Below are 10,703 nucleotides of genomic sequence, written 5' to 3'. Positions count from 1 at the left end.
CGTTGTACGATCTTGCATCCGCGAACCGCAGCCGCTGCCCCATATCGGCGAGGATTTCGTGGCTGCTCAGGCCCTGCCGGCCGAGGCGCGCAGCCCGGCGCAGCAGGCGGCGCTGGCCCTGTCCGACACGCTGGCGCAGGAGCTGTTCGCCGCCGACATCATCGTCATCGCCTCAGCGATGATCAATTTCGGCCTGACCTCGACGCTGAAGAGCTGGTTCGACTATCTGCTGCGGGCCGGCGTCACCTTCCGCTACGACGAGACCGGCGTGCACGGGCTGGTTCCCGGCGGCAAGAAGGTCTACCTGGTCGAGGCCCGCGGCGGTGTCTATTCCGACGGCCCGGCCAAGGCTTTCGACTTCCAGGAGCCCTATCTGCGCCACCTGCTCGGCTTCATTGGCCTGACCGATGTCGAATCGATCGCGGTCGAGGGCGTGGCCTATGGCCCGGACGTGGCCGAGAAGGCCGTGGCCGGCGCGCTGGACAAGGTCTCGACGATCACGGCCCGGGCGGCCTGATCCCGGTTGTGGGGCCGGCTGGCGGCGGCCGGTCCCGGATGGCGGTCCGCCGCCCGGCCCGCGGCGGCGAGAACGGGGCGGGCAGGCGCCACACCAGCGCGCTGGCGCCCCGCATCTCCACCCAAAGGCCCGGCCTCGATCGCGGCGCCTGTTCGGCGCGCACCACCTCGAGATCGAAGGCGGCCGGGCCGGGCATGCCGAGCGCCGCCCAGCGCCGGTAGGCGGCGTCGAACCGCCGCGCGGCCGCCGGCGGACCGTAGCCCAGCAGCATCCCCGGCCGGCAGACCGCCACCGACCCGGCTGCCGCGTCGAGCACGCCGAAGGACGAGGTGGAGAGATCCTCCGCCGCCCCGTCGTCGAACACCGTGAAGCCGGGCTCGGTCTGGCCCAGGAACAGGCGGAAGGCATAGGCCGCGCCGCCGAACCGGGCCGGATCCCGGGCCCCGAGCGGCAGCGTCCGGCGCAGGCTCGGCGTCGCGCCGATCCCGGGCCAGAACGGCAGCTGGTCGAGCCGACAACGCTCGGCCCCCCGATCCTGCCCCGGGCCGGTGAAGCGGACGAAACCGCCCGGCACCGCCTCCAACATCCGGAACCGTCCCTCCTCCCGGCGCAGCACCGCCACGTGGCAGTCGCGGCCGGCGCCCCCAGCCAGCGCGATCGGCAGCAGCAGCCGGCCGCCCTCGGCCACCTGGTCGAACAGCGCCGCCGGCGGGTCCCAGACCGCGGCCGTGATCATGGCCCGATCATAGGGCGCCCCGGCGGCATGGCCGGCAGCGCCGTCGCCCTCGACGATCGCGACATTGGCCATGCCGAGCGCCGCGAGATCGTCCCGGCTGCGCCTCGCCAGGTCGCCCAGGATCTCGACCCCGGCCACCTGCCCGTCCCCGACCAGCCGGCCCATCACCGCGGCGAGCCAGCCGGAGCCTGAGCCGATCTCCATCACCCGATGCCCCGGCTCCAGCCCCAGCCGATGCAGCAGCCACAGCACGTAGCTGGGCTGGGAGTTGGTCGAATCGAGCTCGGCATCGTCCGGCCCGAGATGGGTCAGCACCCGGTCGCTGTAGATCGCGGCGAGGTGGCGCTGCCGCCCGGCATCGAAATCCTCGACCGGGTGGTCTCGATCGGCCCGGAAGCGGTGCACGAAGCGATGGCGCGGCACCTCCCGCACGGCCCGGCGGAGCCGCTCCGGCAGGGCCTCGCCGCGACGGCGGAAGGCGGTGTCGAGCATGCCCAGGAAACGGGTGATGTGATCTTCGATCTCGGGCTCCATGATCCCTCCGGCAGGACTGTCTGCCGGGGAATGCGCGCGAGCCGGGCAGCCGCGGACCGGAGATATTTTTCGCGCCGCCTGTCCGCGCCCGGCGGCCCCGCGCGCATAGTGGTCGGAATGCAGGACACCTCGCCCCTCAAGCCGCGGATCGCGCTCCAGGCCTTCAGCCTGACCGAGAAGGATTTGCGCCGCGCCCTCGCGGCCCTGTCCGAGCCGGAGCTGCTGCGGCTGCAGGCGATCGCGCGGCTGCGCTGCCGCGGCCTGCCGGGGCTGGAGTGGCAGGAGCTGCTGCACGAGGCGGTGCTGCGCGCCCTCGACGGATCTCGCCCCTGGCCGCCCGGCGTGAAGCTGGTCGCCTTCCTGGCCGGGATCATGCGCAGCCTGCGCAGCGACCATTGGCGCCGCCACCGGACCATGGCCGCGGCGCTCGCGCTGCAGGCGGCGGAGGTCGCCGACCAGCCGCCGGATCCGGAGCGCATCGCCGCCGCCAGCCAGGCGCTGGCGGCGATCGATCGGCTGTTCGCCGACGATCCGGCGGCGCTGGCTGTCATCCTGGGCCTGAGCCAGGGCCTGTCGGCCGAGGAGATCCGCCGGCGGACGGGCCTGTCGGAGACCGACTACGACTCCACGCGCAAGAGGATGAGGCGAGCGCTGCTGCGCCACGGCCTCACGGGATCGCCATGACGCATCGACCCGATCGCGCGCTCGAGAACCTGCTGGACGCGCTGGAGGCCGAGCTCGCCGCCGCGTCTGAGGAGGAGATCCGACAGGCCGCCGCCGAGACCCGGCGCAAGGTCTCCTATGCCGCCTGGGACGTGCGCGACGTGCTGCAGCGCGCCGGGGCCGCCGAAGCCACGTCCCCAGGAGCTTCGGTCATGCCGGCCGGGCGCATCGGGCTGCCGCCGCATCGCTGGCACTGACGGCCGGTTCAAGGCCGAACTTCGCAGCCCTGATCCGCGGCGACAGGCCCGCCGCATCGCGCGGCGCAACCTGCTAGCCTGTGACGGCACGTTACGACCGTAGCGATCGCCACACCGTCACCAACGGAGAGTCGCATGGAATACCGTCAGCTCGGCGGGTCCGGCCTCAAGGTTCCCGTGCTCAGCTTCGGCACCGCCACCTTCGGCGGCACCAACGAGTTCTTCCAGCGCTGGGGCAGCACCGATGTCGCCCAGGCCAGCCGCATGGTCGACCTCTGCCTGGAGGCCGGGGTCAATTTCTTCGACACCGCCGACGTCTACAGCCAGGGCGTCTCGGAGGAGATCCTGGGCCAGGCCCTGAAGGGCCGGCGCGACAAGGTGCTGATCTCGACCAAGGCCACCTTCCCCATGGGCGACGGGCCGAACGATGTCGGCTCGTCGCGCTATCACCTGATCCGCGCCTGCGAGGCCAGCCTGAAGCGGCTGGGCACCGACCATATCGACCTGTACTTCATGCACGGCTTCGACGCGATCGCGCCGGTCGACGAGACGCTGCGCGCGCTGGACGACCTGACCCGCAGCGGCAAGATCGGCTATATCGGCGCCTCCAACTTCTCCGGCTGGCACCTGATGAAGGCGCTGGCGACCTCCGAGCGCTACGGCCTGGCCCGCTACGTCGCCTATCAGGGCTACTACTCGCTGATCGGCCGCGACTATGAGTGGGAGCTGATGCCGCTCGGCCTCGACCAGAAGGTCGGGCTGATGGTGTGGAGCCCGCTCGGTTGGGGCCGCCTGACCGGCAAGTTCCGCCGCGGCCAGCCCGCCGGGGCCGGCCGCGTCGCCTCCGGCGGCGATGTCGGCGGGCCGCCGGTCGACGACGACTATCTGTACGACGTGGTCGACGCGCTGGACCGCGTGGCGCAGGAGACCGGCAAGACCGTCCCGCAGGTGGCGCTGAACTGGCTGCTGCAGCGGCCGACCGTCGCCAACATCGTGGTCGGCGCCCGCAACGAGGAGCAGCTGAAGCAGAATCTCGGCGCCGTGGGCTGGAATTTGACGCCGGAGCAGGTGGCGCTGCTGGACGACGCCAGCCACCGCACCCCGGCCTATCCCTACTGGCACCAGACCGGCTTCGACAGCCGCAACCCGAAGCCGACCGCCTGGACCAAGCGGGAGGGGTAAGACCTGGCGGGGCTTCCCTACTCTGTCATTGCCGGGCTCAACCCGGCAATCCAGGGGCGGCCAGCGCCGCTCTTGATGGCCCTGGATCCTCGGGTCAAGCCCGAGGATGACAGATGAGGGGGAGGGTTCGCTCCCGCGCCCCACGCCCGCGTGTCCCTCACGACACCGCGGTCAGCTTCGGTTTTCCGGCACCGGTGCCGAACTCGCCGGGGTGCAGCTCATGCGCCCCAGCCTGCGCGCCGCCGGCGCCGATGCCGAGCGCCGGGAACAGCAGCTCGGCGACATTGTACGCCTCCTCCAGATGCGGGTAGCCGGAGGCGATGATGGTCTCGATGCCGAGGTCCTGGTATTCGCGCAGCCGCGCCGCCACCGTCTCGGGGTCGCCGACCAAAGCCGTGCCGGCGCCGCGCCGCACCAGCCCGATCCCGGCCCACAGGTTGGGCCCGACCAGCAGCTTGTCGCGGCGGCCGCCATGCAGCGCCGTCATCCGCTTCTGGCCCACGGAATCCGACCCGTCGGCCAGCTTCTTCTGGGCTTCGGCGATGGCGTCGTCGGAGACGTCGCGGATCAGCCGCTCGGCGACCCGCCACGCCTCCTCCTCCGTCTCGCGCACGATAAGATGGATCCGCATGCCGAAGCGCAGCGTCCGGCCGCGCGCCGCCGCGCGCGCCTTGGCGGCCGCGATCTTCTCCGCCACCTGGTCCAGCGGCTCGCCCCAGGTCAGGTAGGTCTCGACCTGGTCGGCGGCGAGGTCGAGCGCCACGTCGGAGGAGCCGCCGAACCACAGCGGCGGATGCGGCCGCTGCACCGGCGGGAAGGACAGCTTGCCGCCCTTCACCTTGAGGAAGTCGCCCTCGAAATCCACCGTCTCGCCGGCCAGCAGGCGGCGCCAGATGGTCAGGAACTCCGCCGCCTGGGCGTAGCGGGTGTCGTGGTCGAGGAAGACGCCGTCGCCGGCCAGCTCGGCCGGATCGCCGCCGACCACGACGTTGAGCAGCAGCCGGCCATTGCTGATCCGGTCCAGCGCCGCGGCCTGGCGGGCGAAGAAGGCGGGCGTCGCCACGCCGGGGCGCAGCGCCACCAGGAAGCGCAGCCGCTCCGTCGCCGTGGCCAGCGCCGTGGCGGTGATCCAGGCATCCTCGCAGCCGCGGCCGGTGGGCAGCAGCACGCCGGAGAAGCCGAGCCGGTCGACCGCCATGGCGATCTCGCGCAGATAGCGGAACTCGGCCGGGCGGTGCCGGTCCTGGGTGCCGAGATAGGGGCCGTCGCCGCTGGTCGGGATGAACCAGAACAGGTCGAGCGGCTTGCGGGTGTCAGACATGGAGGATTTCCTGCTAGGCGCCGGTCCAGACGATGTCGCGGATGACGATCGGCGCCGGGATCAGCCCGAGCGCGGCGAAGCGGTCGGCGATCTTCTGCTGCTGGGCCGCGATCTCCTCGGTCACCGGTCCGATCCGGAAGGTGGCGCGATCGACCGAGCGCTGCTCCGCCGCCAGGCTGATGCCGGTCTCGTCGGCAAACAGCTTCGCCACCTCGGCATGGTGCTGCTCGGCCCAGGCGCCGACCTCGCCCAGGGCGCCCACCAGGCTGCGCAGCGCGGCGGGATGCTCCGTGGCAAAGCCCTTGGAGGCGAGGAAATAGGAATTCTGCGGCTCGACATCGGCGGAGGTGGCCAGCACCCGCGCCCCCTCCTCCTGCTCGGCGATGGCGAAATACGGGTCCCAGATTGCCCAGGCGTCCAGGCTGCCGCCGGCGAAGGCGGCGCGGGCATCGGCCGGGGCGAGGTAGACCGGCGTGATGTCCTGCCAGCCCAGCTCCGCCTTCTGCAGCGCCGCCACCAGGAAGTTGTGGGCGCTGGAGCCCTTGCCGACACCGACCCGCAGCCCCTTCAGGTCGGCGACCGTCTGCGCCGGCGACGTCTTCGGCACCACCAGGCCCTGGCCCTTGCCCGCCGCCGGCTGGGCTGCGGCGTAGACGAGGTCGGCCTGCGCCGCCTGGGCGAAGATCGGCGGGGTATCGCCGGTGGCGCCGAAGTCGATGCTGCCGGCGTTCAGCGCCTCCAGCAGCGGCGGGCCGAAGGCGAATTCGACCCATTCGACCGCGATGCCCTGCGGCGCGAAATGCTGCTCCAGCGACTTGCGGGTCTTGGCCACCAGCAGGATGCCGTTCTTCTGGTAGCCGATGCGCAGGGCCTTCGGCGCCTCCTCGGCCCCTGCCCGGCGGGCGGCCAGAGGCGCGGCCGCCGTCAAAGCGAGTGTGGTCGACAGCAGGGTGCGGCGGGAGAGCATGGTCCGATCCTCCGGGCTGGGGCGGACAATCTCCCAGTTTCGTGTGGAATACGTCAATCTGGTTTTTTAGCATTCTATGTGAATTAAGATATTTCACATTTATCTTACGAACAATTCTCGTCGCGAGGCGCGCAGTGCCGTGGCGATCCATAGGGCGGTGCCGGTGGATCGCCACGCCCCTTCGGGGCTCGCGATGACGACGAGAGGGATGTCAACGAAAGGCATGGTCACGCCGCCTCGGGTCGCTCCTCGGCGCAGCTCTCGGCCAGCTGCTCCGCCACCATCCGGACCGCCGGGCTGGCGCCGGGCTGCAGCATGACGGCGAGCTCGCTGGGCGGCACCGGCGGATACCCCTCCTCCGGCTGCAGGATGCGCAGGTCGTCGCGCAGCGAGTGCTCGACCAGGATGCCGATGCCGAAGCCGGAGGCGATCGCGGCCTGCACCGCGGGGAGGTTCGAGCCGGTGAAGGCGATGCGCCAGCGCCGGCCGGCGCTCTCCAGCGCATGGATCGCCCGCGCTCGATAGATGCAGCCCTGGCCATAGGCCACCAGCGGCACCGTGTCGTCCGGCGGCACGCCGTGGCGGCGGCTGGCCACCCAGACCAGCCGCTCCGGCCAGGATGCCAAGGCGGTGCCGATGCCGGCGTCGCGCTTGATCACGGCGATGTCCAGTTCGCCCTGGCCGAAGGCGCGGCGCAGCTCCGACGACCCCGCATCGCAGCGGATGTCGAGCCTGAGCCCCGGGCGCAGCCGGGCCAGGCCGGACAGCGCCTCGGTCAGCCGCGCCGCGGCGAAATCCTCGCCCAGCCCGACCCGCACCACCGCCAGCCCGTCCGGCCGGCGCAGCGCATCCTCCGCCTCGTCGCTCAACGCCAGCAGGCGGCGGGCATAGCCCAGCAGGCGCTCGCCCTCCTCGGTCGGCGCCACGCCCTTGCCCTGACGGTGCAGCAGCGGCCGGCCGACCGACTCCTCCAGCTTGCGGATCTGCTGGCTGACGGTCGACTGCGTCCGGTGCACCCGCTCGCCGGCCCGGGTGAAGCCGCCGGCATCGACCACGGAGACGAAGCTGCGCAGCAAATCGAGGTCGAGCATGGCTTACCTATCGTCTTTTCCACTGCTTCCTATTTAATCATTGAATTTCCGAATGGTCGAGTGCGCGGCTACGGTGCAGCCGATCCGAAGGAGATCGATCATGCACGCCGCCTCCATCCCCGCTTCCGATCGCAGCGCCCTGGTGCGCTGGGGCTTTCCCGCCCTGTTCGTGGTGCTGTGGGCCTCGGCCTTCACCGCCGCCAAGGTGGCGGTGACCTACGCCCCGCCCTTCCTGCTGCTGTCAACGCGGTTCCTGCTGGCCGGGCTGGTGCTGGCCGGCCTGGCCCGGCTGTCCGGGCGGCGCTGGAGCTTGGGCCCCGGCGCGGTGGCGCGCTTCGCCCTGCTCGGCATCGTCACCATGGCGGTCTATCTGACCCTGTCCTATTTCGGGGTGCAGACCGTCACCTCGGGCTTCGCGGCGCTGATCATCAGCATGAACCCGGTGCTGACCGCGCTGCTGGCGGCGCCGCTGCTGGGGGAGCGGCTGACCCGGACGAAGCTGGCAGGGCTCGCGCTCGGCGTCCTCGGTGTCGCCATCGTGCTGCAGAGCCGCCTCGGCGGCGGCCTTGAAGGCGCGGCCGGCGTTGCTTTCACCTTCGGCGCGCTGATCGCGCTGTCGGCCGGCACCATCCTGTACAAGCGGATCGCTCCGCCGTCGAGCCAGCCGTCCGGCGACCTCTGGTACGGCACCGCGGTCCAGACCCTGGCGGCCGGCATCGTGCTGCTGCCGCTGGGCCTGGCGCTGGAACCGGTGTCGGCGATCCGCTGGACGCCGGAGCTGCTGGCCGGCTTCCTCTGGCTCGCCCTTGCCGTGTCGCTGTGCAGCTACCTGCTGTGGTTCGACATGCTGGACCGCCTCGGCGCCTCCACGGCCAGCGCGCTGCACTTCCTGGTGCCGCCGATCGGCCTGCTGCTGGGCTGGGCGGTGCTGGGCGAGCATGTGCCGCCGCTCGACCTGCTCGGCGTGGTGCCGATCGCGCTCGGCATCCGCCTGGTGACCCGCACCGCGCCGCGCACGACCTAGCAAGGCGTGCGCATGACCTCGCCCAGCACCCGCGTCGCCTCCAGCAGCCGGCGCTCGTCGGATCCGCCGAAGCCGAGCAACAGGCCGCTGCGGCGCGCCGCGCCCGCGTAGCAGGTGGACAGCGCCGTCGCCGTCAGGCCGCGCTCGCCCATGCGCCGGACAAGTTCGACATCGTCGAACCCGTCAGGCAGCAGCACCGCGACATGCAGCCCGGCGTCGGCGTTGTGCACGACCAGGCGGTCGCCGCAATGCCGCGCCAACCCGTCGAGCAGGGCCGCGCGGCGCGCCTGATAAATCCCGCGCATGCGGCGCAGATGCCGCGCGAAATGCCCCTCGGCCAGGAACTCGGCAAGCGCGGACTGGCACAGCGTGGGCGGGAACAGGTCGAAGGCCAGCCGCGCCCGCACGGCGTCCTGCAGCCGCGATGGCGGCACCACCAGGTAGCCGATGCGCAGGGCCGGAAACAGCACCTTGCTGAAGGTGCCGATATAGATCACCCGCCCATGCGCATCCATGCCCTGCAGCGCGCCGAGCGGACGGCTGACATAGCGGTACTCGCTGTCGTAGTCGTCCTCCAGCACCCAGGCGTCCTCGCGCCGGGCCCAGTCCAGCAGCGCCAGCCGCCGTGCCGCCGTCATCGACATGCCGAGCGGATATTGATGCGAGGGCGTGACATAGGCGGCACGCACCGGACCGGCGCGCCGCAGCGCCTCGATGTCGAGGCCCGCCTCGTCGACCGGGACAGGCAGCAGCCGCGCCCCGCCGGCCGCCAGCGCGGCCCGCGCGCCCGAATAGCCCGGCTCCTCCATCGCCACGCCGTCTCCGGGCGCCAGCAGCATCGCGGCGGCGATGCGCAGCGCCGCCTGCGAGCCGGACACGACCAGCACCTGCCCGGCGCTGCAGCGGACCCCGCGCGCGGCGCGCAGATGGTCGGCGATCGCCGCGCGCAATGCCGGCAGCCCCGCCGGATCGCCATACGCCATATGCGCCAGCGGCAGCCGCTGCGCATGCCGCGCCACCAGCCGCGCCCAGGCCGCGTGCGGAAACCGGTCCAGCGCCGGCAGGCTGGTGCGGAACGGGGCGAGCCCGCCATAGTCGCGTTCCGGCGGCATCCGGGGCTCGGATCGCGCCGCCTCCGGCGCCGGCTGCGATTCCAGCAGCTCGTCGGGCAGCGCCTGGCTGACATAGGTGCCCGACCCTGCCCGCCCCTCAAGATAGCACTCGTGCAGCAGCTGGTCGTAGGCGGCCAGCACCGGCAGCCGCGAGACGCCCAGCTCGGCGGCCAGGCTGCGCGTCGACGGGATGCGCTGGCCCGGCCGCAGCGCCCCCGCGAGGATCGCCCCGCGGATGCCGTCATAGATCTGCCGGTGCAGCGGCAGGCCGCCGGACCGGTCGAGGGGCAGGTGCAGAGTGGTCATGGCATTTGCAGGCGAAGTGGTGATTCCCAGATTACCACCTGCTGCCTAGCGTGGCTCACCCTTCAGATCCGGGAGACTCCCATGCCGGCGATATTCCACCCTTGGTCCGTGGGCCTTCCCCTCATGCTGCTGGCCGGCGCGCTCCTGCTCCCGCCGCCGGCGTTGGCGCAGACTGCGGCCGCGGCGCCCGACGCTTCGTCATCCGATGGCCAGCACGATTTCGATTTCGAGATCGGCACCTGGAAGACTGAGATGAAAGTGCTTGCGGAGCCGCTCAGCGAGTCTCCCGACCAGTGGCTCGAATTCGACGGCACCTCGACGGTCCGCAAGGTCTGGGACGGCCGCGCCAACCTGCTGGAGCTGGAGGCCGACGGTTCCGGCGGGCATCATATCGAGGGCCTCAGCCTGCGCCTGTACAACCCGAAATCGCGGCAATGGAGCCTGCATTTCTCCAATGCGCGGGTCGGCAAGCTGACGCCGCCGGTCTATGGCCGGTTCACCGATGGCCGTGGCATGTTCCAGGGCGAGGACTTCCTCGACGACGGCCGCGCCGTGCTGGTCCGCTTCGAGATCCTGCCCATGGCGCCCGATGTCTACCGGTTCGTGCAGTCCTTCTCCGCGGATGGCGGCAGGACCTGGGAAGAGAACTGGATCGCGACCGACACGCGGATGGCGCCTCGCTGAACGACGCGCATCCCCGTGCCGCCCCCGCCGGTCGGCCGTCAGCCGGCGGCCATGACCCGGGTGATCGCCGCGTCCAGCAGCTCGACGCCCAGATCGATCTCGGCGTCGGTCGCGGTCAGGGGCGGGGCGATGCGCATGGTGCCGCCGGAGAGGCCGGCGCGGACGATGTTGGCGGACAGGCCCAGCTCCAGCGCCGTGTCGGTCACCGAGTCCGAGATCCAGGCCGCGTCGCGCCCGCCGGCATCGGCGAATTCCAGCCCCAGCAGCAGGCCGCGGCCACGGACGTCGCCGATGCAGGGATGGCGCCGC

The 10,703-nt window shown here is 71.7% G+C and carries 12 protein-coding genes; 6 read left to right on the top strand and 6 right to left on the bottom strand.

Annotated features, from left to right (window positions below; genetic code table 11):
* Positions 1–517, top strand: a 517-nt coding sequence (locus ABDW35_RS23135) for an NAD(P)H-dependent oxidoreductase (RefSeq protein WP_343716235.1), incomplete at its 5' end; no start/stop codon positions are given.
* Here ABDW35_RS23135 and ABDW35_RS23130 read toward each other — a convergent pair.
* The gene (locus ABDW35_RS23130) at positions 498–1,787 is read right to left on the bottom strand and encodes a hypothetical protein (protein WP_343716234.1); all 1,290 of its coding nucleotides are present in this window, start codon (positions 1,785–1,787) and stop codon (positions 498–500) included. The two genes, ABDW35_RS23135 and ABDW35_RS23130, sit on opposite strands and share 20 nt — an antisense overlap.
* Positions 1,788–1,904: 117 nt before the next feature.
* Between ABDW35_RS23130 and ABDW35_RS23125 the strand changes: the two genes are divergently transcribed.
* The 3 genes from ABDW35_RS23125 (at position 1,905) to ABDW35_RS23115 (ending at position 3,889) form a co-directional block, all read left to right on the top strand.
* Positions 1,905–2,471 (top strand): hypothetical protein, encoded by a 567-nt coding sequence (locus tag ABDW35_RS23125; RefSeq protein WP_343716233.1) that lies wholly within the window; start codon positions 1,905–1,907, stop codon positions 2,469–2,471.
* Positions 2,468–2,707: a hypothetical protein gene (locus ABDW35_RS23120; protein WP_343716232.1), complete on the top strand. Its 240-nt coding sequence runs from the start codon at positions 2,468–2,470 to the stop codon at positions 2,705–2,707. The genes ABDW35_RS23125 and ABDW35_RS23120 overlap by 4 nt, the downstream gene beginning before the upstream one ends.
* 135 nt (positions 2,708–2,842) lie before the next feature.
* The gene (locus ABDW35_RS23115; protein WP_343716231.1) at positions 2,843–3,889 is read left to right on the top strand and encodes an aldo/keto reductase; all 1,047 of its coding nucleotides are present in this window, start codon (positions 2,843–2,845) and stop codon (positions 3,887–3,889) included.
* 157 nt (positions 3,890–4,046) lie between these two features.
* Here ABDW35_RS23115 and ssuD read toward each other — a convergent pair whose 3' ends face one another.
* The 3 genes from ssuD to ABDW35_RS23100 all read right to left on the bottom strand — a co-directional run bounded on the left by ssuD (position 4,047) and on the right by ABDW35_RS23100 (position 7,268).
* Positions 4,047–5,210 carry an FMNH2-dependent alkanesulfonate monooxygenase gene (gene ssuD, locus ABDW35_RS23110; protein WP_343716230.1) on the bottom strand — a complete coding sequence of 388 codons (1,164 nt, stop codon included), beginning with the start codon at positions 5,208–5,210 and terminating at the stop codon, positions 4,047–4,049.
* Between the two features lie 13 nt (positions 5,211–5,223).
* On the bottom strand, positions 5,224–6,177 hold the full coding sequence (locus ABDW35_RS23105) for an aliphatic sulfonate ABC transporter substrate-binding protein (protein ID WP_343716229.1): 954 nt from the start codon (positions 6,175–6,177) through the stop codon (positions 5,224–5,226).
* A 227-nt stretch (positions 6,178–6,404) separates the two neighbouring features.
* Positions 6,405–7,268: a LysR substrate-binding domain-containing protein gene (locus ABDW35_RS23100; RefSeq protein WP_343716228.1), complete on the bottom strand. Its 864-nt coding sequence runs from the start codon at positions 7,266–7,268 to the stop codon at positions 6,405–6,407.
* Between the two features lie 100 nt (positions 7,269–7,368).
* Between ABDW35_RS23100 and ABDW35_RS23095 the strand changes: the two genes are divergently transcribed.
* Entirely contained in the window at positions 7,369–8,292 is a 924-nt protein-coding gene (locus tag ABDW35_RS23095) for a DMT family transporter (protein ID WP_343716227.1), read from the top strand.
* On the opposite strand, the gene ABDW35_RS23090 is transcribed toward ABDW35_RS23095, so the two are convergent.
* Positions 8,289–9,710, bottom strand: a complete 1,422-nt coding sequence (locus tag ABDW35_RS23090) for a PLP-dependent aminotransferase family protein (RefSeq protein WP_343716226.1) — start codon at positions 9,708–9,710, stop codon at positions 8,289–8,291. The two genes, ABDW35_RS23095 and ABDW35_RS23090, sit on opposite strands and share 4 nt — an antisense overlap.
* 81 nt (positions 9,711–9,791) lie before the next feature.
* Here ABDW35_RS23090 and ABDW35_RS23085 point away from each other — a divergent pair, with 81 nt between their 5' ends.
* Complete coding sequence (locus ABDW35_RS23085) at positions 9,792–10,394, top strand: hypothetical protein (RefSeq protein WP_343716225.1); 603 nt, start codon at positions 9,792–9,794, stop codon at positions 10,392–10,394.
* Between the two features lie 38 nt (positions 10,395–10,432).
* Here ABDW35_RS23085 and ABDW35_RS23080 read toward each other — a convergent pair.
* Positions 10,433–10,703 (bottom strand): aminotransferase class III-fold pyridoxal phosphate-dependent enzyme (locus ABDW35_RS23080; RefSeq protein ID WP_343716224.1); only part of this gene is annotated, 271 nt, incomplete at its 5' end.

It is taken from the genome of Inquilinus sp. (genome assembly GCF_039594555.1).
Classification (GTDB): Bacteria; Pseudomonadota; Alphaproteobacteria; order DSM-16000; family Inquilinaceae; genus Inquilinus.
The sequence above is the reverse complement of the archived record's forward strand: the minus strand, read 5'-3'. Positions and strand labels throughout refer to the sequence as shown.